The organism is Saccharothrix sp. NRRL B-16314 (assembly GCF_000716595.1).
Lineage (GTDB): Bacteria > Actinomycetota > Actinomycetes > Mycobacteriales > Pseudonocardiaceae > Actinosynnema.
The window spans coordinates 1-24,321 of record NZ_JNXC01000054.1 but is presented as its reverse complement, the minus strand read 5'-3'; the positions used below and the strand labels follow the sequence as shown (position 1 = coordinate 24,321).

Sequence of the window (24,321 nt, the reverse complement as noted above, 5' to 3'; positions counted from 1 at the left end):
GCCGGCGGCACGACGTACCGTGGACCGCGTGAGCACCGCACCGACCGTCACCCTGGGCGACCGCTTCGCCCGGGAATTCCCCGAGATGGCTCTCGCCTGGCAGGCCGAGCAGGCTCCGGCGCCGCGCCTGCTCGTGCTCAACGATCGGCTGGCCGCGGAACTCGGGCTGGACGTCGCGTGGCTGCGTGGCGCCGAGGGCCTTCGCCTGCTCGTCGGCGAGCACGTCCCCGACGGCGCGACTCCGGTGGCACAGGTCTACTCCGGGCACCAGTTCGGGCACTACGCCCCGCGGCTCGGCGACGGTCGCGCCCTGCTGCTCGGCGAGGTCACCCACGCCGACGGCGAGCCGCGCGACCTGCACCTCAAGGGCTCCGGGCGCACGCCGTTCTCCCGTGGCGGCGACGGCCTGGCCGCGGTCGGTCCGATGCTGCGCGAGCACGTCGTCAGCGAGGCGATGCACGCCCTCGGGATTCCGACGACCCGCTCACTGGCCGTGGTGGCGACCGGCCGGCCGGTCCGCCGTGAGACCGTGCTGCCGGGAGCCGTGCTCGCCCGCGTCGCCCGCAGTCACCTGCGCGTGGGCAGCTTCCAGTACGCCAGGGCCACCGACGACGTGGACCTGCTGCGCCGCCTGGCCGACCACGCGATCGCCCGCCACCACCCCCACGCCGCGCGGGCCGAGCGCCCTTACCTCGCGCTGTTCGAGGCGGTGGTCGCGGCCCAGGCCGCGCTGGTGGCGCGGTGGATGCTCGTGGGGTTCGTCCACGGCGTCATGAACACGGACAACATGACGATCTCGGGCGAGACCATCGACTACGGGCCGTGCGCGTTCATGGAGGCGTTCGACCCGGCCACCGTGTACAGCTCCATCGACCACGGCGGGCGCTACGCCTACGGCAACCAGCCGCGCGTGGCCGAGTGGAACCTCGCGCGACTCGCCGAGGCCCTCCTCCCCCTGTTCGCCGACGACGAGGAGCAGGCGATCGCCCTGGCGGTCGAGGCGCTCGGCACGTTCCGCGGGCGGTACGACGACTCCTGGTCGGCAGGCATGCGGGCCAAGCTCGGCCTGCCCGACGACCTCGACCACGCGGTGAGCGGGCCCCTGGTCGAGGAGCTGCTCACCCTCCTCCAGGACAACCGCGTCGACCACACGTCGTTCTACCACCGCCTGGGCGCGGCGGGCGGCGGCACCGGGTCACCCGCGCGTGAGCTGTTCCTCGACCTCGCCGCGATCGACGGCTGGCTGACCCGCTGGCAGGCTCTCGAACCGGACGCCGCCGCGATGGGCCGGGTCAACCCCGTCTACATCCCCCGCAACCACCTCGTGGAAGAAGCCCTCGACGCCGCGACCGAGGGCGACCCGCGTCCGCTCGAACGACTCCTGGACGCGGTGAGCGCCCCCTACGACGAGCGTCCCGAACTCGACCGCTACGCCGAACCCGCCCCGGACGCGTTCGGCGCCGCTTACCAGACCTACTGCGGCACCTGAGGTCCACGCGCAAGGCATAACCAGGACCGACGGCCGTCCGAAGCGGGCCGGGCCAGTTCACAGACCGCGTCGGCGATCCGCTTGCCGCTGTGCCGGTCGCCGAACGGTGACGGCAGGTCGGCGAGCCCGGCACGGCGCTCGTCGCCGTCGGTCAGCCAGCCCAGGGAAATCCCGGTGATGCCCTCGTCGTGGGATGTGGCGTTACGACTGCTGTACCTGATCTTCGTCCGACTCGGTAACTGGCTGGTTCTGCTCGGCCGGGCCTCCGCGGCCAAGGACGTCGAACTGCTGGTACTGCGGCACGAGGTCGCCGTGCTGCGCCGGACCAACCCCCGCCCACGGTTGGACTGGGCCGATCGCGCGGTACTCGCCGCGCTGGTCCGCCTACTCCCCCGACTGCTGCGCGAGCACCGGTTGATCACACCGGGAACCATCCTGCGATGGCACCGGCGCCTGGCCGCGAGGAAGTGGACCTATCCCCATCGCACCGGCCGACCGCCGATCGACGACACCACCGTGGCACTGATCGACCGGGCCTGCCAGTTCACCACCTCGTTCGACCGTCCTCGCCGACGCCGGCATTCAGGTCGTGAAGACCCCGCCACGGTGCCCACGAGCCAACGCCCACGCCGAACGCTTCGTCGGCACCGTAAGACGCGAAGTCACCGACCGACTGCTCACCATCAACCAACACCACCTGCGGACCGTGCTGAACCGCTACACGACCCAATACAACCACCGCAGACGACACCAAGCCCTACAACTCACACCACCACGACCAGACCACCCGACCGCGCACACCCCACCGCATCCTGGGTCACCCAAGCCGCCAGAAACCTTGTCATGGACCTCGACGACGCCGGCACCCCCGCCCGGTTCCTGATCCGCGACCGCGACGGCAAGTTCCCCGCCCTGTTCGACGCCGTCCTCGCCGACGCGGAGATCCAGGTCGTCCTCAGCGGCGTCCGCATCCCCCGCATGAACGCGATCATGGAACGCCGGATCCACAGCTGCCGTCGCGAACTCCTCGACCGCACCCTCATCTGGAACCAACGACACCTACTTCACGCCCTGCGCGAGTACGAGCAGTTCTACAACACCCACCGCCCCCACCAAGGCATCGACAACGCCCGACCACTACGCGCCCTACCACCAGCCGTCACCGATCAAGCAGCGGTCGTCCGCCTCCACATCCGCCGACGGCAACGACTGGGCGGAATCCTCAACGAGCACCATCACGCCGCCTGTCCTGCACGGACGACATATTCGGCAAGCACAGGGTCAGCCGGCCGCTCCCCTGAGGAACGTGGCCAGGTCCTTCAGCAGGACGTCCTCGGGGAGGGGTTCCACACCGGAGGCGCCGGTCCGGTAGCCGGAGATCTCGATGTGGACGTAGGTCCTGCCGTCCAGCAGGTAGGCGGCGGTGACCGTGCCGTGGCCGGGCACGTGGTGCAGCGCGTAGCCGACGTCCCCGACCCGCAGTTCGTAGAGCGGGCTCGGCTTCGCTTTGTCTTTCGCGGTGCCGTTCCGCAGTCCCAGCAGGTCCCTGCCCATCGTTTCCGAGGCGCGGAACGCCTCTTCCGATTCGTACGTGGCCCAGCGGATCCCGATCTCGCGCTCGCTGTAGCCGTCCGGCCTGTCCTCGGGCTCATCCACGGGCTCGAAGGTGCAGGCGAATCCTGACGCGCCAGGCGCGGCGGTCCTGTTCGTGCCCTTGGGCTTCGTGCCGAGTCGCCCCGCTGCGGCGGTCAGCGTGCCGCACGCCTCCTTGGGGGTGCCCACCACCGGCAACTCTGGCGCGGTCAACCCCGCCAGAGCCGCGTTCTCCGCCAGCTTCGGTTCGGTGATCTGTGGCTTCCCCGGTTCGCCCGCACCGCTCAGCGCCGTCACGACGTCGGTGATCTCCCGGTAGGTGATCTCCTCGGTGAGCGGCTCGTTCTCCCCGTACTCACCGGCCTCGGAGACGTGCCGGATGTTTCCCCACAGCGCGACCATCACCAGGTCGTCGCCAGACCGGAACACCGCCGTGGTGTCGGTCCGCTCGGTGTCCGGGCTGAGGCTTTCCTGATGGGAGATGAACCCCACGTCACCAACCGGGAACTGCTCCACCTTGCTCGCCCGGTACTCGGAGTCCTGCTGCTGCCTGTCGCGTTCCCGGATGGCCTTGTCCAACATGGACTGGTACCGGGACTCGACGTCGCCCCGCCAGACGGAGATGTCGGCGTTCAGGTTGTTCGAACCGTCTTCCAGCAGCGAAAGCCCCGTTGTGATGTACCAACAGGAGGCACTTGTACCGTCGGAGTCCTTGGCGCTGACCGGCTGGTAGCCGCGGTCCCGCATCAGCTTGTTCACGTTGGTGCACATCTTGCCGGGCCCGTCACCGAAGCCGAGCTTGTCCGGATCGGGGAAGGCCAGTTCCTTCAGGTTCCGGTTCCGAGGTAGGTCGTTCTGGCTCGCCACAGACGAATCCGACCGGAACCACCACACGCCGCCGGCGATCCCGGCCACCAGCACGACCACGATGGCGGCAGCGATCATGGTGCGACGCCGCCTGTTCGGCCGGCGAGAAGGTGCGTTGTACCCCGAGGGCGTCGGCGGATAGTGCGGTGGGGCCAGGTGGTGGTGCTGCGGTGCGCCGTAGTTGCGCGGCGGAGGTTGTGAGAAGTTCTGAGACACGGCACAGCGTAGGACGCCTACGGGCGCGACAGTGTCCGGCGAACACCGGACAGCGATTGGCGACCACCCCGTGATTGTCCGCTGAGGTCGTGTGCCTGCCGATAACTCCATCCATGCCGGTCGAAGCCGTGTGTAGCGTGGGGGGTCAAGGCGCTCGTAGGTGCGACCGCAGGTCCGCAACGCCGTCGGCTGACGCGGCATGATGACCGGCCATGCTGCTCCGACTGGCCTACCTGAGCGTGACCATCGCGTTCGCGCTGCTGCGCCTGCTCCCCCTGAGTGACTGGGACAAAGACATGGAGATCCTGGCGCTACGCCATCAGATTACCGTCCTGCAACGCCAACTCGGCATGACCAAGCCGCGGTGCCCCCCGGCGATCGAGCCTTTCTCGCGGCACTGCTGCACCGACTTCCGATAGGCACGCTTCGCAGGCTCCGACTGTTGGTGCGTCCGGAGACATCCCACGCCGGCACCGGGACCTTCTCGCACGCCGTCACGCGATGAAATCCCGTCCCAAACAGCCCGGCAGTCCACGGACCATCCGCTCGATCCGGCTTCTGGCGCTGCGCCTGGAACGGGAGAACCCCACCTGGCAGGTCGCTGCGGCACCTCGTCCCTTCAGGTGGAGCGCCGCGCCCTCACCTCTTGTCCACCTCCACGCGAATAGCGGTCGAGCCCTTTTCCAGCCATCCGCAGTAGGTGTCGAAGTCGAGGTGACGTCCGTCCGGAACCGACTCCTGGGCAAGGGTGAGCAGGTGCCTGGCGAGGGACACGAGACCGGCCGGGTTCCCCGAGATCACTACCGTCTTCTCGGGCGAATCCCACACCTCCGCCCGAAGGGCGGTGTCTTCTTCCCACCAAGTCCCGACACCGAGCACGGGATCGTACGCGGTGACCTCCACCTCGACGGGTACCACCGGCCGAGTACGTTCTCCGGCGGGGTCTACGGGTGGTGCCATCCCGACTCCTCAGGTAGGAAGATGTGGATGTTGCTGACCGGCCTGCCGCCGCGAACCCCAGTCCCGATCGGGCTGCTGTAGGTTTCGAAGTTGATGTGGGGGTCCTGTCGCGGGTGTGCGAGATCCGCATCCGTAAGCCGGACCTGGCGAAGCCCACGCTGTGCTTGAGGGTTGGCCGCCCCCGCCGGCACGCCTTCACCGCAGTTGTAGACCAGCACCGAGGTGCCACCGGCCAGCACATAGTACGTGTGGACGCCGTCGATGGTGAGGTCGTAGACCGGGTTCAAGGCGGGTGTAGCGGTCGACGTCGGTGACTTGCGGCGAATTGCCGTCGGCTGAGGTGGGGTGTTGGCCGGGTTTGAGGTCGCCGATGTTGACGAAGCGGCCTTGGGCGTCGACCCAGACGGGGTGCCAGGAGGTGGCGTCGACGGTGCCGGTCGAGTGGTGGGCAGGACCCGGCGACAGCTCGCTGCCGAGTTGATCTCCGAACTGACGACGATCGATCGCAAGACGACCGCCGCCGACAAACGCCTCGCAGAGCTACTCGACGCGACCGGCACCGGGCTGCGAAAGCTCTACGGCATCGGTCCGTCCAGCGCCGCCAGGATCCTCGGAGACGTCGGCGACATCAGCCGCTTCCCCAGCCGCGGACGATTCGCCAGTTGGAACGGCACCGCGCCCATCGACGCCTCCAGCGGCGACCAACGCCGCCACCGACTCTCACGAGCCGGAAACCGGCGCCTCAACCGCGTCCTGCACATCATGGCCATCGTCCAACTCCGCCACGACACCCCAGGCCGGCCCTACTACCGGCGCAAACTCTCCGACGGCAAGTCACCCCGCTAAGTCATTCGCAGCCTCAAACGCGTTCTATCCAGGGCCAGCGCGAATTTTTCATGCGGCAGCGGGGATAGACAATCTCAGTCTCGCCTCTCTTAATATCTTCGGCAAGCACACGGTCCGAAGTGGGTTCAGCGCCGCCTACCTGACCGTCACCTCGTACACCTCGTCGTAGAGGTTGGCATCCATCGTCAGACGCCCCCGGCCGTCAACAAAGAACGCACCACGCCGATAGCACTCATTGAACACGGCAACCATATTTTCAAGACTGCCAAACTCAACCTCCGTCTCCTCCCCCACGAGGACACCAGCGACACGAACATTTCCATTCGGGCCCCAAACCGCGGCATATATGTCACCGCCCGCTCCTCCAAGCACGGGCACCCAGTGATCACCCAGAACCGGATCACCGGAATAAGACTCGATAAACCGAGCCGCCTCGGCCAAGGACAGCGGAGCATAGCCTGGGACTACGTTGATGTCGTCCTGAATCTGCCCGGGTTGCAACTCGACACCGTTGCACCAACCGAACCACATGATCACTTCCTCAGGCGGCATCTCCCCAAGCGTCTCCTCGACCGCTGCCGCGCCGACCCCAGGCACGAGCCATGACGCGACAGGGCGAGCCAGTGCGGCGAGCCGCTCCACCAGCGCCCTAAGCTCTGTCAGCAACACATCAAGCCCTCCGTCCGATCACTGGCCGCGTACATAGTACTGGTCGCCGCTCTTGACGCCGTTGTCTCTCAAGAATGGCCACAACGATGTAAGCCCGTGAGCCGAGTTCTCGGTCAACGGAATGAGGCTCAAGGTGGCGCCAGCACCGACCTCCCGAGTGGACGCAAAAGGAAACTCTTCCCACGACAAACCACTGCCCAGTGTCCCTGGTCGAGGAGCACCAGACTGGGCCGCATTCCTGTTGGCCCTGATGTTCGACCGACCGGTCAACCGAGTGACGATCGGACTCTTTCCACTGGCAATGGCATTGGCGAAGTTCGCAGTGCGTCGGCCTGGGAGCACAGGAAGTCCGACCAGGTCGTCGTGGTGCGTTCGGGGGCCGGGTCGATTCCGGCGTCCTTGAGGATCTGCCAGACGGTGGAGGCTGCGACCTTGATGCCGAGGACGAGGAGTTCGCCGTGGATGCGGCGGTAGCTCCAGGTGGGATTCTCCCGTGCCGGGCGTAGGGCCAGGAGTCGGATCGAGCGGATGGTCCGCGGTCGGCCGGGCCGCTGGGGACGGGACCTGGCAGTGTGACGGCGTGAGAGAGGGTCGCGGTGCCACCGCAGCACCGTCTCCGGGCGCACCAGCAGTCGGAGCCGACGAAGCGCATCGACGGGTACTACCGCCCGACGCCCAGCAACACCCCGCCGCAGCACACGACCTCGACACCCACAGACTGCACCGCACCCGCATCCTCAGCGGACTCATCAATGAGCACAGACACGCCGCCTGGCCAGCAGCGATGACTTTTCGAGCGGCACGCGATCAGGCACGGGACACGGGCACTCAGGCGCATGTGTACCAGGCAGCCATGAGGCAACCTGGTTACGCTGAATGGGCTAGCTGGTCATCCGGTCGGGATTCAATCCGGATCGTCTTGGCCGCGTCTTGGCCGCGTCGAGCAGATGGTAGATGGAGGTGGGTGCACAATGGAGCCGCCGATCGCCGATATCCCCAACCCGGATGACCTCGTCGAAGAGTTTGTAAAGACAATATTCGGCCCTGCTGCACTAATCACGATAGCGTTCCTGGCGCTCAAGTCGGCATGGTCGTGGTACGAATTAGCGAAGTCTGGGGTTAAAGTTACGAAGGCGACTTTGAGGGCTGCATCACACGTCTCAAATCGGTTGCGAACGGTGACAGCAGTTGCGATATCTGCCGCAGTAGTTATATCACTCACCCTTGTAATGCTACAAGCGTTGTGGCTATGGATCGCCTACCTTATTGGAAATGCACTCTCTTATCTTGTATTCGGACCAATCCCGGACGAAGGCCCGGAATGGGACAAAGTCATGGCGTCTTTACGGTGGGATGAGGTCTCAACCGGCTACGTTGTAGCCTCAATTCTAGGCTTCTTTATTATGTATGTGGCCGCATTCAAAGGCAGAGAAGCCTCCTGGGTTCCCACACTGCTTTCCTTTCCGGCGATACTATGGGGGTTCTTTTGCGCAATTGGCTCTGCATTGGCACTACTTTTGGCGACACTGCACCGGATCTCTGATGGTAAATTTGAAGTTGATCCGGCAGGAAAAGCAATGATGTTAATGGCCCTGATGGCCTTAATTCAAATTGTCGCATGCTACTCAGTAATGGGTAGCCCAAGCCTGATGGTACGGATTTGGCGGTCCCTTGGGGCTGTGCCGCTGAGTTCAACCTAGATGCAATGTCGATAACCGTGAGCGAGAGGCGGAGGTCAACGTCACGATGTCGCGCTGAACTGTACGGGCTCGATATAACATGCGAGCGAAAGGTCTGGTGAGCAAATCGGGTTTGACTCGTACGAGTACAGGTATGCCGCTTGACCAGCAGCGACGACTTTTCGAGCGGCACAGGGGTGCCAGAACTCTGCACTGAGGCGCCGACCTGCAGCGATCGCGCACCATGGGCTGTAGGAGCATGATCGCTAGGCGTGGCGCTACGACTGCTGAACCTGATCTTCGAACTCGCGGTGAAGACGCTGGCGTCCGACAATAACAGGGCGACCGTGTGGTAGTTTCGGGCGACGGTAGCTGGCTCGTTCAGCGTTTGCCAGGTTCCTTGTCCCGCGCCGTAGTTGGCCGAGGCCCAGTCGATGTCCGGCGTGAGACCTCGGTTCCTTGAGCACGCGGCGAACGGTTGACGCGGCTACGCGGTGTCCGAGCTTGAGCAGCTCGTCCTGGATCCGGCGGTAGCCCCAGTCGGCGTTCTCGCGGGCCATACGCTCGATTAGCACCGTGATGGTGTCGTCGAGCGGTGGGCGGCCGGTCCGGTTGGGGTAGGTCCACTTCTTCGTGACCAGGCGCCGGTGCCATCACAGGATGGTGCCCGGTGTGGTACTGCGGCACGAGGTCGCCGTTCTACGCCAGGCCAACCCTCACCCGCGACTGGATTGGGCCGATCGTGCGGTGCTCGCCGCGTTGGTGCGACGCCTACCCAACTGGCTACGACACCACCGGTTGGTGACGCCGGGCACCGTCCTGCGACGGCACCGGCGACTGGTCGCAAAGAAGTGGACCTACCCGAACCGGATCGGGCGACCGCCGGTCGACGATGCCGTGGTGGCGTTGATCGAGCGGATGGCCCGGGAGAACGCCGGCTGGGGCTACCGCAGGATCCAGGGCGAGCTGCTCAAGCTCGGCCACCCGGTAGCCGCCTCGACCGTGCGCCGCGTGCTCAAGCGCCTACGCATACCGCCCGCACCCGAGCGCGACAGCGACACGGTCCAGTAACCCGACTCCATCAAACCCAGGGCACATCAGAGTTCCCACCAAAGCCGGGGCGGTTCACGACTGAATCGGGGGAGTCTGATGGCCGTGTGACCATTAGGTCATGGACTTCGGTCAAGCGAGCCGCGTCCGACTGAACTTTGATCTTGCGGACGTGGACTGGGCCACGAGCGGCGACCGACTCATGGACTATATGTTCGCGGTCCTGACGCGCGATCACCATGTCGTGGGCTACACGTACCACCAGGTCATGCCGACGCCCGACCTACCGTACTGGCACATGCGGTACGACACCGACTCCGTGAGCCTGTCGTCCTGCTTGCTGGTGTTCCCGGATGGGGCTGGCTACCGGTTCTTCGTCGACGTTCCGGAGGAGAATTCGATCGTCAGCCAGACCCAACCGTGGATCGATGCGTTGGTGGAGGCCAGGGAGCGGCTGTCCGAGCCACGGCAGGTCTTCAACTGGCACGCGATCGTGGGTGTCGTTGGGCCACAGCCAGGTGGTGTGCAGGTCCTGACCGCTCCAGCCGCCGTGGGTGGGATGCAGGTCCAGCGCGCCACTAACCAGTTCCGGGAGGCGGAAGGCCGTACGGCGTTCCCGTCGTTGAGTGGCTTCTCCGTCGGGCACTCCTACCCGGTGTTCGTCGAAGGCCGGTCGATGGGATTCGATTGGGCGGAGGCGGCTCTTCACGCGGCAGCAGCTTGTTCTTAACATCTTGCCCAATCGCGTCCAGAAGTGCCCGCGTGAGCGCGACGCCCGGGACAAGTATGTTGATTCGACCGTCGCGACTGTACTGTAGGGTCAACACGACGCGCTCATTCGCCGTCAGATACTCAACCTGGTTAGCCGAAACACCCCGTGCATGCCCGATGCGATGCAGGAGCATGTAGGTCAACTCTGCGTCATTGACGGCTCCAAGCTCCACCTGCTGCTCAAGTTCTTGCTGCGATACGGGCTTTTCCGTCGCCGCAGCCTTAGTGTCGCCGACATCATCGTCTTGACGAGCACTGTCCGCCGATGAGAAAGCTCGAATCTCCACGCAACTGGCTCCTGTTGAAGTTAATGTCAGCTCATAGCGGTAGCAATTCGGTTGCGCGAGCCAACGCCCACGCCGAACGCTTCGTCAGAACCGTCAGACGCGAAGCCACCGACCGACTGCTCATCATCAACCAACACCACCTGCGGACCGTGCTGAACCGCTACACGACCCACTACAACACCGCAGACCACACCAAGCCCTACAACTCACACCACCACGACCAGACCACCCAACCGCAGAGCCGGGCCGCACCTCGATACGCCGCCGACCAGTCCTCGCCGGCCTGATCAACGAGTATGAACCCGTCGCAACATAACCGCAGGTCAGACCACGAGGCCGACTATTGGCACCCCACAGGACCGGAAGCGCCAAACCCGATCAACTCCGGTCGCTTCTCGCGAGCGCCCCAGTCCAGGATGTCGCGGAGCTTCCCGGCCAGGTCCGCGTCATCGACCTCCGGGCCGCTCAGGTCGACCTTCACAGGCGTCGGGACCTCCAAGACCTCCGCGTCCTCGGCCGTGAATTCCAGGGTGAGCACGGCACCGGTGATGTGCACCCTGCGCAGGCAGCCGTACACCGTGAGACCTCGTTCGGTCGAGACGTTATAGGAGTCCATACCCGACCGGATTTCCTGCTCGTCGGGCTGGTAGGTGGACCGCTGGATGGAGAACGATCTCCGGACGCCGGCGTCGTCGATCCCGGAGATTCCCACCTCCAAGGCCTCCTCGTCCTCGTAATCCTCGAAGAATCCCAGCTGCACAGCGTTCAGCCTCATCATCGGCGTCTCTTTCCCGCGACCCATAATCCGGAGCCCTTGTCTCCCACCCACGTGTACGTGACCGACACACCCAACTCCCTGACCATGCGATTCATCGCGCCCCTGCACCTGGAGCAAGGCGGGAGCTGGCCATTCATGGTAACTGCGTCGCCAGCGCTCACTGGGTACCGGCCCGCGAACGGGTCGTTCGGCAACCAGATCCTCGGTCCCGTGGAAGCACCCGCCATGCGCGAGAACCGGTGTTCCGTGTGCGTGAGAGCCGCAGCGTTGGGATAGCCGAGCGCGGCCTCCTCAGGGGTCATGTCCCCGCTTTCGAGGCCGATTTCCAACCGCGTGCTCCCGTCAAGGGCCGTCACAGTGACCTCGCACATGTGGCCGTTGCCGCCGGTGTTGTGCGTCAGTACCGCCGCCGTGCCGGCGCCGACGTAGTACGTGTGCAGGCCGTCGACGGTGAGGTTGTGGACCTGGCGATCGGGATCGAAGGGACGGATACCGGTGACGGTGGCCGGGCGGTGGTCCGCCGTTTCAAAGGTGTAGGCCGGTTCCAGGTCCTCGGCGTGCACCCAGCGGTGCAGCGACTCCACCCAGAACGGGTGCTCGTCGGTCGCCGTGATCTTGCCCGTGCCGTTGACGGTGATCTCGTACAGCTGCCGCTCGGCCTGGTGAGAACGGGTATCGGTGACGGTTCGCGCGCCGGTCTCACCTGTGGTCGGGTCGGTTGCCAGGACCGAGTCGCCGACGCGCACGTCGCGAATCGGCTTGCGTGATCCGTCCGCCATCAAGACCGGGGTGTCGCCGGAGAAGCTGTTGCGGTCGAGAGACATCGGGCAGCTGCCGTTGGCCTCGCCGCGCGAGTTGTCACCCGCGTCGCGGGCGGCGCCGTTGCCGCGCTTGCGACCTGGCCCGAGTAGCGAGAGCGCGTCGCCGAGGCCGGGTACCTGGCTGTTGGTGAAGTCGGAGACGGCCTGTTCGCCGACGGACTGGATGATGTTGACGCCGGGTTTGACGATGGTGGCTTTGACGGTTTCCCAGATCTTGTTGACGTCCTGCACGTTGGCCGTGACGGTGGAGACCTTGCTTGCCGGCAGGTTGGCCGCCGACGACACCAGGTCCTTCGTGGCGATTTTCGGCTTCAGTGCCGCTTGCAGGACCGGCATCGGGTTGTTCTTGGCGGCGTCGGCGATCGCGGCCTGGGCACGTCTGGTCACCGCTTCCATCGCGGCACGGCGGGCGGCGGCTGCTGCGGCTGCGGCAGCGGCAGCGGCTCGTTTGGCGGCGGCTTGGGCGGCTTCACGGGCTGCGGTCGAGGAGTAGCCGCCTACGTTGCGTCGTGACCAGCTTGCCGCCTCGTCGCCGTAGCGGTGTCCTCCTGAGGCGGCCTCGTCGCCGTAACGGCGGGCGTTGGATCCCGACCTGCTTCCGCGACGACCGCTGGAGGCCACGTCGTCACCGGAGCGTCGCGCGGCCGAGCCGCCGCGTCGACCGGACTTGCGGGCCGCGCCTGCGAAGTCGTCTCCGCGCTTGGCGAGGTGCTTGGCGCCCTTGTAGAGGTACTTCGCGCCCTTGAGGAGTTTGCCGCCGGGGATGAAGTTGGATGCGACCCACAAGGCGTTGCCCAAGCTGGGATCGCGGGCGAATCTGACGATGTCGCCGACGGGTGAGACTTCCTTGACGACCGTCAGCGCGACGGAACCGATCTTCTTCCAACTCGGCCAGTGGCCGTCGGGGTCGATGAGGTCGAGTGGCCTGCCCGCGCCGTAGGTGTAGCGGTTGAACAGGGTGGACGTGCCGGAGCCGGCCGAGACGGTGTCGCGGGAGGCGAAGCCGCCGGTGCCCGGCTGGTACCAGCGGGCGCCTATGTTGACCTGTTTGGTGTCCGGGTCGGTCCAGTCGCCCTGGAACCCGACCTGGCGCGCGGTGCCGGTGGTGGCGGTGATGGTGCCGAACGGGTCGAACGCGGCGGAGTCGGCCATGCCGGTCGTGGTCGTCGGGTCCATGCCTCCGACGACGTCGCCGTGCTTGTCCGACACGGTCAGCCGTTTGGCGCCGCCGGCGGCGATGGAGAGCAGATCGCCGGACGCGTCACGGCCGTAGGTGTTGTCGCCGTCGGATGCCGGGTCGATGTCGAAACCGGCGTAGCGGAAGGACTTCGCACCTCGTGACACGAGTCGGTCCGCGCCGTCGTAGGCGTAGGTAGCGGCCCCGACCTGGATGAGCCGGTCGAACGCGTCGAAGGAGAACTTCTCCTCCAACCCCGATGAGGTGCGTGAGGCCATCGAGCCGCGTGGCGTGTGCTTGTAGGTGTAGTCGCCGTCGGACAGCAGCCGGTTGCGTTCGTCGTAGGTGGCGGTTTTCGCGCCGTTGCGAGTGCGGTTGCCGGAGGCGTCCCACGCGTAGTCGGTGGTCTGTCCGCCGACCGTCCAGGACTTGAGGCGATTGCCGTGGTCGTAGGTGTAGGTGTGGTCGCCCGCGCCCGCCGAGCCCGAGGTGACCTTGCGTGTCAGGCGGTCGTTGTTGTCGTACTCGTAGGCCAGTGACGACAGCGTCGCGCCTGCGGAATCCTTAATGACGTCGGACTTCTCGCGGCCCAGTGGGTCGTAGTCGAACGTGCGGGTGCGGCCGACGCCGTACTTGAGGGTCTTTAGCTGACCGGTCTCGTTGTAGTCGTAGGACAGGCCGACCCCGGTGACCCCGTCGGTGACGGTCTTGAGCCTGCCCTTGTCGTAGCCGAACGCGGCGGTGCCGGCGGCGTCGGTGCGACTGGTCACCCGGCCTTCGGCGTCATAGACGTACGACGAGTCGCCGGACGGGCCGGTGGCCGACAGCAGTGCGCCGCGGTCGTTGTAGTCGTAGGCGTTGCGCCCACCCGGCGCGTCGATCTCCTTGACCCGGCCGATCTCGTCGTAGACGCGGACGCGCTCGGCGGTCGCGATCTCCGCGCCTGTTCCGGTCTCCTTCTTCAGCCGGTTCAGCGCGTCGTACTCGCGGTCGCGCACCACTCCGCCCGGGGCGGTCAATCTGGTGGTGTTGCCCGCGGTGTCGTAGACCGCGGTCCACGTGCGGTCGGTGGCGTTCGGGTGTGCCGCGGTGGAGGGCTCGACGACGGATTCGGGCAGTGACCACGGGTTGTAGGTGGTGACGAACTTGTTGCCGCGTCCGTCGGTGTAGCGGGTGCGGTTGCCTTGGGCGTCGTAGCCGAACGAGGTGGTGATCGACTCGGTGTCGGTCACCGGTTCGACCTGCTGGGTGAGCCTGCTCAGCGCGTCGTAGGTGTAGCGGGTGGTGTGGTTGAACGGGTCGGTGGCGGTGAGGGTGTTACCCGCAGCGTCGTGGGTGTAGGTGGTGCGGCGTTGGATGGCGTTCTGGGCGTTCAGGTTGAACTGGCCGGTGAGTCGTCCGGCGGCGTCGAGGCGCAGGTAGTCGGTGCGTCCGAGGGCGTCGCGCTGCCACACCGGGCGTCCCAGCCCGTCGTAGCCGTACTGCATGACCACGCCCGCGGGGTCGGTCGCCGTGGTTCGCTGGCCGAGGGCGTCGTAGCCGAGCGTGGTCACGTCACCCGAAGGGGAGGTGGTCTTGACCAGCTCGCCCGCGTCGTTGTACTCGAGCGTCGTGGTGTGGGCCGCGGCGGTGGGTTTGCGTTCCAGGGTCGTGCTGGTGATCTGGCGGCCGAGTGCGTCGTAGGTCGCCTCGCTGCGTGCGCCGGTCGGGTCGGTGATCGACAGTTGCTCGCCGGTGTGGGTGTAGGTGTAGCGCCACACGCCGCCGGCCTCGGTCGGGTTGTCCGGCTTGGGATCCTGGCGTTCGACGAGTCTGCCGAGTTGGTCGTAGCGGAACCGGGTGATCGCGCCGCGCTCGTCGGTGGCCTCGACGGCGTTGCCGGCCGCGTCGTAGGTGGTCGTCGTGACGCCCTTGATCGGCTGGGAGGAGCTCGGCGGGGTGTAGTCGGGTGATTCGGTGCGGACCGGGCGGCCGACCTTGTCGTGGACCAGCCTGGTGACTTGGCCGTTCTCGTCCTTGACGGCGGTCTCGTCGCCGAAGTTGTCGAACCCGATCAGCGTTTCGGGACGTGCCGTGGTCGGTGTGCCGCCTCCGGTCTCGACCTGCACGGCGGGCAGCTTGACCGCGACCTGCCGCTCGCTCTCGTCATAGCGGTACTCGGTGGTGAACGCGGCCGGATCGGCACCCACGACGTTGCCGCGCGACTCGGTCTCGGCGACGAGCAGGCCGCGCTTGTCGTAGCGGCTGGTGGTGGTCAGCGGTGTGCTGCCGAGCTGGATGGTCTCGCTGGTCTGGTTGCCGACGTTGTCGTAGGTGTAGTCGACGACCGAACTCGCCGTGGTCTGCACGCCGGGTGTGTTGGAGCCGTTGCCCGAGCGGGCGATCTGGGTGACGTTGCCATTGGCGTCGTAGCGGTAGGCGGTGCGCCGGACCAGACCGGTCGGGTCGGCGAGTTCCTCGGTGATGCGACCGACCGGGTCGTGGGTGTACTGGGTGATGTTGCCGCCGGGGCCGGTGTGCTTGACGAGGTTGCCCGCGCCGTCGTAGGCGTTCTGCTCCAGAAGAACCTTGCGCGTGGTGCCGCCCGCTGCCGGGACTTCAGCCTGCACGCGGAAGACCAGGCCGTTGGGCAGGTACTCGTAGAAGGTCCTGCGACCCATGGCGTCGACGTGTCGGACGAGCCTGCCGCCGAGGTCGTAGGTGTTGGACTCCAGCACCAGCAGCGTTCCGGGGTCGGCCTGCTCGCCGGTACCCTGCCCGCCGGAGACCGGCTTGCCGTGCCAGCCGCGCAGCCGCACCTCGGCGAGCATGTTGCGGGCGGTGTAGGCGTACTCGATGCGAGTGCCGATCGCGTCGACGACCTGGGTGCGGTTGCCGAACACGTCATAGGCGTAGCTGGTCTTCGCGCCCTCAGCGTCGGTGACCGAGTCCTGTCTGCCGCGGTCGTCGTAGGTGTAGGTGACGGTCCGCGTCGGGTCACCGCCCGTGAGGTCGGAGACCTCGACCTTCTCCGGCAGGCTGTCCGCGTTGTAGGTGGTCTTGGTGAACTTGGTGTGCCGGATCCCGTCGACGGCGTTGGTGACCGGGGCGTCGGTGACCTCGACGAGCCTGTTGAGCTCGTCGTAGGAGAACTTGGTCTCCAGGCCTTGGGGGTGAGTGTCGGAGAACTCGGTCTCGGTGACCTTTCGCCCCAGCAGGTCGTAGCGGTACTTGGTGACCAGGCCCTCGGCCTCGGTGTCGGTGCGGCCGGGTTCGGTGGTGGAAGCCAGGTCGCCGTTGGTGAAGTACCGGTAGGTGGTCTGCTTGCCGCGCGCGTCCTTCGTCCATTTCAGCAGGCCGGCGGGTTCGTTGCCGCCGCCCTCCGCGGCGGTGGTGCCGTCGGTGTAGCCGTGGGTGACGGTGGTGCCGTCGGGCATCGTCTGCTTGAGCAGCTCGCCGCGTGCGTCGTACTCCGACGAGGTCAGGTAGCGGTTGTCGGCGGGTCCGCTCGAACGGCCGTCGCGGGACGTCAGCTGTTTGTCGATGCGCGGGTCGGTGTCGTTGGCCTTGCCCGACGCGGGCTGGTGGTAGGTGAAGTGCTCGGTGTCGCACACGCCGGGTTCGCGGCAGGTCTTGCGGGAGGTCACGTTGCCGCGGGCGTCGTTGCGCAGCTCGACCTGGTGGCCGTTCTCGTCGGTGATGGTCTGCTGGAACCCGGAGGCGTCGTAGCCGTAGGTGCGCACGCCGACGCCTTGCACCGGGCCGCCCTGCCAGTCCGGGTTGCTCACTCCCGTACCGCCGCAGTAGGCGGGTGTGCCGTCCGGATTCGTCGTCGTGTCGGTGCACGGCGGTGCGGTGGACGGGGTGGTCGGCACGACCGACGGGTCGGGGCGGTCTTCCAGCCGCACACCGGTGCCCAGCGGGGCGACGAACCTGATGATCCGGCCGCGTATCGGGTCGTAGTCGAAGAAGTGCGGCCGGTCGCCGGGATCGGTGACCTGGACGGTACGCACCAGGTTGCGGACCGTGCGGCCCTGCGCGTCCTGCTTCTCGGTGCCGCTGACGTGCGGCACGCCCAGCTTCCAGTGCCCGCCGTCGACGTCGGTGTAGTCGCGGACGCGGTCGTTCGTGGTGTCGTAGGCCAACTCGGCGGCCACCCGGCCGCTGGGCATGGTGACCTTCGTCAGCTGGTCGGAGTGCTCACGTGCCCGGTAGTGGGCGCGAGCCGCCTCCTCTCCCAGCGGGTGCTGGTAGATCGCGACCTCGTCGATCTCCCCGGCGAAGTGCTTCCTGCCCGCGCCGGGCCACCAGCCGACCGGTTCCCAGGCCGCCGGGCCGACCGCGTGGGCCGCGCCGATCTGCCCGTGGTTGAACGGGCTGTTGTCGATCTCGCCCTCGGTGGTGCCGACCTTGGCGCCGTCCAGGTACAGGGTCTGGGTGGCCAGCGAGCCGGACAGCACCACGTGGTGCCACTGCCCGTCGTTGACCGTGCCCGTGGTGGTGATCGGAGCGACGCGGCCGTGCCAGAACTGGCCGCGCAGCTTGCCGTCGCGGTCGACGTACAGGGCGGGGACGGCGCCGTTCTGGGCGCGGTCGAACGGGGCGGTCTGGAAGCCGATCAGCGGTCCGCCGGTGGTGGTCTTGAACCACAGCTCGACGGACAGGTCGCGGGACTTCTTGATCGCGCCGTCGGGCAGTGCCACGTAGGAGCCGGTGCCGTTGAACGTGGTCGCGGTGTCCGGGCTGCCGTCCAGCGGGCCGGGTGCGCCGGGAGTGGTGCTGCGGTGCGCACCCCAGTCCTTGGCGAGGTTGGTGGCGACCTGGCTGACCGCGTCGGCGGAGCCGGCGGGTTCGCCGAGCCGCCAGTAGGAGTCGGGCCGGGAGTCCAGGACGGCGGTGCGGTAGTGGGAGCCGTTGTCGTAGTCGTACTTGGTGCAGCCGCCCTTGGGGTCGCAGACCTCCGTCAGCCGGTCACCGAGATATTTGTAGGTCCATGTGAACGGTGTGCCGCCGGTCGTCGGCGGGTCGGTGCGAACTTCGGTGACGTGGTTGCCGGTCCAGGTGAAGTACAGCGTCCGGTTGGCGCTCGCGCGGCTGATGGCGCGCTTGACCTGACCGTTGAGGCCATAGTCCAATTCCAGCATGCGACCGGCGTTGTCGTGGATCGTGATGAGCCGGCCGTCGAACTCGCGGAACGTGTAGACGGTGTTGGCCTTGTCCACCAGCACGTAATTGCGGGCGGTGGTCGTGGTGTCCTGGTAGAACGTGGCGAACCGGCCCGGCGGCGGGTCGAACGTGCCGTCGGCGTTGCGGCCGAACCGGACCTGCTGGCCGTCGGGGTAGGTGACCACGACGTTGCCCGAACCATCTTGGTCGGGCACCACGCGCATGTCGTAGCGGGTGGACCAACCCGCACCGAACAGGTTGGTCTTGCGAGGGTCGAGGCTGTTGTACGTCCGCGCGACGTTCAACTCCGGTCCGCTGACGCCGAGCACGGCGTCGATCGCGGCGGTCGTGTAGTTGCCCACCTGCGGGTCGAAGTCCAGGTCACCCGCGCTGTAGGGCGCGCCGCCCAGGTGCGAGGTGATCTCCGGCTGCGGCACCGCGGTCAGCAGCGCGCTGAACGGCAACGCCTCGCTGCGGGCACCGCTCGGGTCGATCGCGAACGCCCGCCAGTGGTACGTCTCGCTCCACTGCAACCGTCCTTTCGGGACGGTCCACGTCTTGCTCGCCACGCGCGGCCCGAGCGTGCAGCTGCCCAGCGCGGGGGTGCCGTCGGCGTTGCTGCCACAGACCTCGAACTCGTAGCGGACTCCGGTGCCCGCGGGCGCGTCGACATCGACCGCGTCCGCCCACAGCTGCGGGGTCAGCGTCGACGCGGAGTGCCCGGCGGGCGGGTACTGCGCCTTGACGATCGGTGGCAGTTCGAACATCGTCAGCGACAACCGCGCCGGCGGGATCTGCTCGTCGGTGAATTAGGTGCCGTTGTGCACCATGCTGAAGTCGAGCAGGTAGTCACCGGCGTTGGCGAAGCGGTAGACGGTCGCGTCGAGCGTCACCGTGTCGCCGGGTGGCACGTCGCGCGGCAACACCGCCGACACACGTGAGTCGACCGCGCGCCCCTGCGCGGTGAACGCCCGGTAGGCCAGCTTGTACGCGGCGGGCGTCCACGTCTGCGAGCCGCGGTTGGTCACCGCGATGCGCACCTTGCCGTCCTGCTGCCGGTGCACCGGTGGTTGCGGCACACCGCGTTCGATCCGGTAGGAGGCGTCGTACGGGGTGTGGGTGACGAAGAGCCGCGGCGGGTTGGCGGTGCCTACGCCGGTGAACTTCTTCCAGCTCCGGGTGGCTTTCACCGCCAGGCCGTTGTTGGCGCCACCGCGCACCCAGCCCTGCACCAAATCACGTCCGGCGGTGCCGAGGTCGACCATGTCCGGTGCCACTGGGCAGGCCGAGTGCGATTGCCCGAACGCCACGTAGCCGTGCGCGAACGACGCCCCCGCGATCGAGCCGCCGGTCGGTGGGTGGCCCGTTCCCGATGGAGACCAGGCGCCAGTGACCGGGTGCACCGTGATCGGCTCCGGGCGGCACGACGGCGCGCTGAAGCTGGTCAGGTAGAGCTGCGCGCCGAAGATCCGGTGGCCGGACAGCGCCGGGTTGACCCCGTCGAACTTCAGGTACATCGCGCTGCCGTCGCCGACCAGCAGCTCCGGACCCCCGGTACGGGCACCGCCGGAGGTGACCACGGCGGCACTGGCGGATGTGCCCTGCACCGACGGGTCCACTAACACCGGGTAAGTGCGGCCGGCTTCACGCAGCCACGTCGAGTCCAACGACATCTTCAACGCCTGGCCGCCGTTGTGCTCGACCAGCTGATAGCGCACGCCGCGGGACGTGGACGGGTCCTCGGGGTGGCTGTCGGTCATGAACCCCGCCGGGATCCGCAACCGCTCCCGACCCGAGGCGTCCATCAGGGACACCTCGCCACCTGCGATCCGGGCGGTGAGGTCCTTCAGCCGCAAGGGGAACACCCAGTCGTGCGGCGCGTCCGGTGAGGCCAGCACAAGCGTTTCCTTGACGCCACCGGGAAGGACGTCCAAGCGCAGGTCCACGCCCGTGGCCACGCCGGGGTAGGTGATTTGGCTGCCCTCGACCCTGGCGGGCGCGGCGGACGTGCCCGCCAGGCCGAAGGACAGCTCGTGGTCGTCGGACAACCTCATGCGCACGAACGGTGATTCGGACGCCGTCGCGGCGAACCGGGTCTCGACCTGGTCGGCGGTGTTGCGCCACCCGTCGTCGTCGGCGACGAGCGTGGTGTCGATCGGGTGCCAGGAACCGTCGGGACGCTGATAGTTGACCGCCGACTGGCTGAACTCGGTGGTCTGCGTGCCATCGGCGTTGCGGAACGTGCGCGAGTCAGCTTGACGCTGTCCGGGGTCCTCGCGGCTGGTGGCCACGTCGAAGCCGGCCAGGCCCGACGGCGCCCCGAGTTCGCGGACCTCGTTGGGCGGCGGCTCCCCGGAGGGGAACTCCGGCTGCGGGTACTTGGCCGATTCCGACTCGGGTAACGCGCGGTTGACCGTGTCGCCCTCGACCACCTGGGCTTGGCCTTCGGCGGTCCCCCACGACTGGTCGGGTGCTGATTCACCGGCGTCGACACCGCCCCTGCCCGCCGCGCCGAACCACGGCAGCGCGTCCACCACGCCGGGAGGGACCGTGCCGAGGAGCAGCACCAGCACCGCGCCGAATGCGACCGCGAGGCGGGTGCTCGCCGACACGACCGGGAACACGCGGGCACGCGGAGCACGCCTGACCACCATTGTCGCATTCCCCCCGAATTGATATAACGACGGCCCGCGATCACCCCCGTGACCACATCCGCCCGAAACTCGCATACGCGGTCCGACAAGGCAAGGAACCAACCCGAAAGGCGCAACTCACCGTTCCCACGTCAACCATATGGCCGATCAAGGGTGCCCAGCGCGACCACCGGCAGGGCCACTCGGCGGGAGTCGCCTGAAAGCACTGACAACTACTTCACCAGTGGTTACAGTCGACGATCGTCCACAGGGACGAGCACGACCCAGGGGGAGACCACATGGCAACAGTGGGCGCTGGCCTGCGCAAAAAAATGCTCGCCATTATTCTTTCGGGCACCGTCATATCAGCCGGGTTGATCACGCCGACGACAGTGGCGCAGGCCGCTGCGACGCTCGTGTGCAATTCCGCGGCGAACATCTTTGCGGTGACCCAGGCGGGCAGCATGTTCGTCTACCCGCACAACGAGCCGGAGACCGGTGTCGCCAACTGGGGGGCGAAGCGCACCATCGGCACAGGGGGCTGGAACGGCGACCGCACGCTGGCGGGCCCGAACGGCGTGATCTACCGACTGGACGGCACCACCGGCGACATCCTCCGTTACCGCTGGAACGGCACCGGCTGGGACACCTGGAACGGCCAGCAGTTCAGGGACGTGGGCGGCGGCTGGCGGCGTTACGTGCAGGCCGCGTACCGCAACCACGTCACCGTCGACGGGCGGGACAGGCTGTACTCCGTCACCGCCGAGGGACACCTCCAGGTCTTCGCCTGGACCGGCGACCACGCCACCGGCACGTGGGCTCCCCGAAGGTTCTGGACACGGGCTGGAACCAGTACAACCTCATCGTCGCCACCGACGACGGCGTGCTGTACGCCCGCACCCCCAACGGCGACCTGTTCCGGTTCCGCTGGAACCCCGCGTCCGACCGGTTCACCCAGTACCGCGAACGAGTCGGCTGGGGTTGGGCCATCTACAACCGTGTCTTCTCCCCCGGCGGCGACATCCTCTACGGGACGCGGACCGACACGCAGCAGCTGGTCTGGTTCCGCTACGGCGAGGACACCGCCACCTGGGCGGGCGGCACGGCCATCGGCTCCGGCTGGTCCGACGAGCTTGACGTCGTCGCCGACACCAACAGCTGCCGCCTCACCGGGTACCCGGTGCCGACCCGTCCCTCCGTGCCACAACGGTCCGACGCGGCCACCACACCGGTACAAGGCACCGACGGCCTGGTGACATTCTTCTACGTCAACTCCGCGGGCGGACTCACCGCCGGCAAGCAACGCTACGCAGGTGACTACGAGATCATCGAGTACGACGTGATCGCCGACTACCACCAGTTCACCGGTGCACCGGGCGTGGGCGTGCGCGAGGACGGCAGGCTGGAGACCCTGGCCAACAGCCACGACGACGCCGCGTACCGAGGCAGGGTGCAGAGCACCGCGAACGGCTCATGGGGGCCGATCACCGGCGTCACAACACACCAGGGGTGGATGCTCAGTGACCCGGTAGTGGTGTCCGAAGCGGACAAGACGCTGACGGTGTACGCGGTCGACGACGGGGGCGCGCTGTGGCGGCGCACCCAGGTCGCGCCCAACAGCGCCTACATGCCGTGGCGCAAGATCGGCGGCACCGGCCTCACCACGGACTTCACCCTGGTGCGCAACGGAACCGCGCTGGACGTCGTGGCCCGCTCCGGCGACGGCTCACTGCGCACCGCCCGGTACGCCGGCGGCACGCTCGGCACGTGGCGCGCCATAGGCACCGACACCACCGGCAAACCCGCGGCCGTGGCACACGCCAACGGCGACCTACAAGTGTTCGTCCGCGCGACGGACGGAACCGTGCGCACACAACGCGAATCCGGCGGTGTGTTCCCCGGCGCCTGGCAGACCATCGGCAACATCATCGCCGCCGGTTCACCGGCCGCGGTGCTGCGCGCCGGGGGGCTGGTCGAACTCGCGGTGCGCGGCACCGACGGCCTCGTCCACCAGTCCAGCCAGGTCGCACCGGCCGGAGGCTTCGGCCCGTGGACCGTGCACTACTTCGAGGACGCCGCCACCGACCCCACCGGCCTCCTGCTCACCAGCGGCAGCCCGATCTTCACCTGGCGCTCGACCGACGGCTCCATCCGCACCGTGTTCATCGCGGCAGCCGGCACGAGCCGGACGGCCGCTGCGTTCGTCGGACAGGAGGCACGACGGTGACGACAAACCACATGGGACAAAATCCGGGAGGCACGGGAATGACGACCACACGTCGGCTACTGCTCACGGCGGGAGCCGTCGCGGTCGGCTCCACGTTCCTGACGACGGGACAGGCCCATGCCGACGACTACGGTTCCGGCGCCCTCGGTCCGTGGGAGACCCTGTCGAAGGCGATCTCCACCCTCACCCAGATCAGACCGGTCCTCGACACCGACGGGCTGTTCATGTTCGGCGACAGCATCTCCGTGCAGGACGGCTACACCTTCGCGCAGCGACTGCACAGCCGGACCGGGGACGTCATCGCCGTGCACAACTGGTCCGGCCGCCCGACGGCTCCAGCCGTCGACGCGCTGGCGCAATGGGCGCAGACCTACGGCCTGCCGAGCCGGATCCTGATGGCGACCGGATCGAACGACATCTTCACCCCGCCGGCGTTCGCCGCCCAGGTCGACCGCGCGATGGGCATCGTCGGTCCGACCCGGACGGTGTACTGGGTCAACACCCAGGTCGTCCGGACCAGTCAGCCGGCGGCCGTCCAGTTGGCCGACCAGCGCAACAGCGCCTGGATCAACCTCCAACTGGCCGACGCCCAACGCCGACACCCGAACCTGCGCATCATCCGCTGGGCCGAGTTCCTCGCCGCGAAGCCGACCAGGCTCACGGCGTACCTCCGCGACGGGGTCCACACCACCGAGCCACTGGGCCAGGACGCCCGCAACGAACTCATCGTCCAGGCCATCGAAGCGGCCTGAGGCACGTTCTGCTGCTTCGACTGGCCTACCACAGCGGGCTAGCGCATCGGTCGGGTCCGTAAGCAGGAAGCACTGACAAGGAAGGCCCGACTTGAAGGTCCGCTCCCTGGCCGCGACGGCGGTGCTCGCACTCGCCGCCGGCCTACTGGTCACCACACCCGCACAGGCAGAGACATCCGTAACCTTCACCCCGCAAACGATCCTGGCCCCTGGCCTCCCACCAGGTGGCGGGGTCGACCAGAACGTCACTCCCGTGGGCACCATCTCGCTGGACATGACCGCCACGCAGACCGCGTACGTGGTCTCGAAGATGCGGGTCAACAACGCCACCATCCGCAGCCTCTTCGACAACGAGGTCGTC

The 24,321-nt window shown here is 67.3% G+C and carries 19 protein-coding genes and 2 pseudogenes; 12 read left to right on the top strand and 9 right to left on the bottom strand.

Features of this window, described 5'->3' with window-relative positions:
* The first annotated feature begins 28 nt into the window (after window positions 1-28).
* The 3 genes and pseudogenes from OQ02_RS38245 to OQ02_RS46875 form a co-directional block, all read left to right on the top strand.
* Window positions 29-1,489 (top strand): protein adenylyltransferase SelO, encoded by a 1,461-nt coding sequence (locus OQ02_RS38245; protein ID WP_033443589.1) that lies wholly within the window; start codon window positions 29-31, stop codon window positions 1,487-1,489.
* 589 nt (window positions 1,490-2,078) lie between these two features.
* The gene (locus OQ02_RS46440) at window positions 2,079-2,372 is read left to right on the top strand and encodes an integrase core domain-containing protein (RefSeq protein WP_231500427.1); all 294 of its coding nucleotides are present in this window, start codon (window positions 2,079-2,081) and stop codon (window positions 2,370-2,372) included.
* Window positions 2,333-2,614 (top strand): annotated as a pseudogene (locus tag OQ02_RS46875) (integrase core domain-containing protein); the annotation flags it as partial. The gene OQ02_RS46440 and the pseudogene OQ02_RS46875, both read left to right, overlap by 40 nt.
* Window positions 2,615-2,770: 156 nt before the next feature.
* Here the strand turns inward: OQ02_RS46875 and OQ02_RS45300 are convergent.
* Window positions 2,771-4,027, bottom strand: a complete 1,257-nt coding sequence (locus tag OQ02_RS45300; RefSeq protein WP_033443578.1) for a hypothetical protein — start codon at window positions 4,025-4,027, stop codon at window positions 2,771-2,773.
* A 350-nt stretch (window positions 4,028-4,377) separates the two neighbouring features.
* Between OQ02_RS45300 and OQ02_RS46430 the strand changes: the two genes are divergently transcribed.
* Entirely contained in the window at window positions 4,378-4,584 is a 207-nt protein-coding gene (locus tag OQ02_RS46430) for a hypothetical protein (protein ID WP_051773392.1), read from the top strand.
* Window positions 4,585-4,804: 220 nt separating this feature from the next.
* On the opposite strand, the gene OQ02_RS45290 is transcribed toward OQ02_RS46430, so the two are convergent.
* Window positions 4,805-5,083, bottom strand: coding sequence for an Imm32 family immunity protein (locus OQ02_RS45290; protein ID WP_051773390.1), 279 nt, complete (start codon window positions 5,081-5,083; stop codon window positions 4,805-4,807).
* Window positions 5,084-5,109: 26 nt separating this feature from the next.
* Window positions 5,110-5,412 (bottom strand): hypothetical protein, encoded by a 303-nt coding sequence (locus OQ02_RS45285; protein WP_033443577.1) that lies wholly within the window; start codon window positions 5,410-5,412, stop codon window positions 5,110-5,112.
* Between the two features lie 61 nt (window positions 5,413-5,473).
* Here OQ02_RS45285 and OQ02_RS38215 point away from each other — a divergent pair, with 61 nt between their 5' ends.
* Window positions 5,474-5,971 carry a transposase gene (locus tag OQ02_RS38215; protein WP_197043694.1) on the top strand — a complete coding sequence of 166 codons (498 nt, stop codon included), beginning with the start codon at window positions 5,474-5,476 and terminating at the stop codon, window positions 5,969-5,971.
* Window positions 5,972-6,106: 135 nt separating this feature from the next.
* Here OQ02_RS38215 and OQ02_RS38210 read toward each other — a convergent pair whose 3' ends face one another.
* Window positions 6,107-6,640, bottom strand: a complete 534-nt coding sequence (locus tag OQ02_RS38210) for a hypothetical protein (protein WP_033443576.1) — start codon at window positions 6,638-6,640, stop codon at window positions 6,107-6,109.
* Between the two features lie 18 nt (window positions 6,641-6,658).
* Window positions 6,659-7,375: a NucA/NucB deoxyribonuclease domain-containing protein gene (locus OQ02_RS47395; RefSeq protein ID WP_442973739.1), complete on the bottom strand. Its 717-nt coding sequence runs from the start codon at window positions 7,373-7,375 to the stop codon at window positions 6,659-6,661.
* A gap of 236 nt (window positions 7,376-7,611) precedes the next feature.
* Between OQ02_RS47395 and OQ02_RS44490 the strand changes: the two genes are divergently transcribed.
* Window positions 7,612-8,340: a hypothetical protein gene (locus OQ02_RS44490; protein WP_156077583.1), complete on the top strand. Its 729-nt coding sequence runs from the start codon at window positions 7,612-7,614 to the stop codon at window positions 8,338-8,340.
* Window positions 8,341-8,597: 257 nt separating this feature from the next.
* Here the strand turns inward: OQ02_RS44490 and OQ02_RS47050 are convergent, their stop codons facing one another.
* On the bottom strand, window positions 8,598-8,900 hold the full coding sequence (locus OQ02_RS47050; RefSeq protein ID WP_331281576.1) for a hypothetical protein: 303 nt from the start codon (window positions 8,898-8,900) through the stop codon (window positions 8,598-8,600).
* A gap of 220 nt (window positions 8,901-9,120) precedes the next feature.
* Between OQ02_RS47050 and OQ02_RS46425 the strand changes: the two genes are divergently transcribed.
* From OQ02_RS46425 to OQ02_RS43260, 3 genes are all read left to right on the top strand, one after another.
* Window positions 9,121-9,390 carry a helix-turn-helix domain-containing protein gene (locus OQ02_RS46425; RefSeq protein WP_231500426.1) on the top strand — a complete coding sequence of 90 codons (270 nt, stop codon included), beginning with the start codon at window positions 9,121-9,123 and terminating at the stop codon, window positions 9,388-9,390.
* A 100-nt stretch (window positions 9,391-9,490) separates the two neighbouring features.
* On the top strand, window positions 9,491-10,099 hold the full coding sequence (locus OQ02_RS38200) for a hypothetical protein (RefSeq protein ID WP_033443575.1): 609 nt from the start codon (window positions 9,491-9,493) through the stop codon (window positions 10,097-10,099).
* Between the two features lie 306 nt (window positions 10,100-10,405).
* A complete protein-coding gene (locus OQ02_RS43260) occupies window positions 10,406-10,714 on the top strand; it encodes a transposase (RefSeq protein ID WP_231500425.1) in 309 nt (102 codons plus the stop codon).
* A 53-nt stretch (window positions 10,715-10,767) separates the two neighbouring features.
* Here OQ02_RS43260 and OQ02_RS38195 read toward each other — a convergent pair whose 3' ends face one another.
* From OQ02_RS38195 to OQ02_RS41765, 3 genes are read right to left on the bottom strand one after another with little or no spacing between them, the layout of a single operon-like run.
* Window positions 10,768-11,205: an Imm10 family immunity protein gene (locus OQ02_RS38195; protein WP_197043692.1), complete on the bottom strand. Its 438-nt coding sequence runs from the start codon at window positions 11,203-11,205 to the stop codon at window positions 10,768-10,770.
* Complete coding sequence (locus tag OQ02_RS40550; RefSeq protein WP_156077581.1) at window positions 11,202-19,115, bottom strand: LamG-like jellyroll fold domain-containing protein; 7,914 nt, start codon at window positions 19,113-19,115, stop codon at window positions 11,202-11,204. Before OQ02_RS40550 ends, OQ02_RS38195 begins: the two co-directional genes overlap by 4 nt.
* A 42-nt stretch (window positions 19,116-19,157) precedes the next feature.
* Window positions 19,158-21,002 (bottom strand): DNRLRE domain-containing protein, encoded by a 1,845-nt coding sequence (locus tag OQ02_RS41765; RefSeq protein ID WP_156077580.1) that lies wholly within the window; start codon window positions 21,000-21,002, stop codon window positions 19,158-19,160.
* Window positions 21,003-21,280: 278 nt separating this feature from the next.
* Between OQ02_RS41765 and OQ02_RS47390 the strand changes: the two are divergent.
* From OQ02_RS47390 to OQ02_RS38180, 3 genes and pseudogenes are all read left to right on the top strand, one after another.
* Window positions 21,281-21,760 (top strand): annotated as a pseudogene (locus OQ02_RS47390) (tachylectin-related carbohydrate-binding protein); the annotation flags it as partial.
* A 35-nt stretch (window positions 21,761-21,795) separates the two neighbouring features.
* On the top strand, window positions 21,796-23,208 hold the full coding sequence (locus OQ02_RS38185) for a tachylectin-related carbohydrate-binding protein (protein ID WP_033443574.1): 1,413 nt from the start codon (window positions 21,796-21,798) through the stop codon (window positions 23,206-23,208).
* A gap of 38 nt (window positions 23,209-23,246) precedes the next feature.
* On the top strand, window positions 23,247-23,960 hold the full coding sequence (locus OQ02_RS38180; protein WP_033443573.1) for a hypothetical protein: 714 nt from the start codon (window positions 23,247-23,249) through the stop codon (window positions 23,958-23,960).
* The last annotated feature ends 361 nt before the right edge of the window (window positions 23,961-24,321 follow it).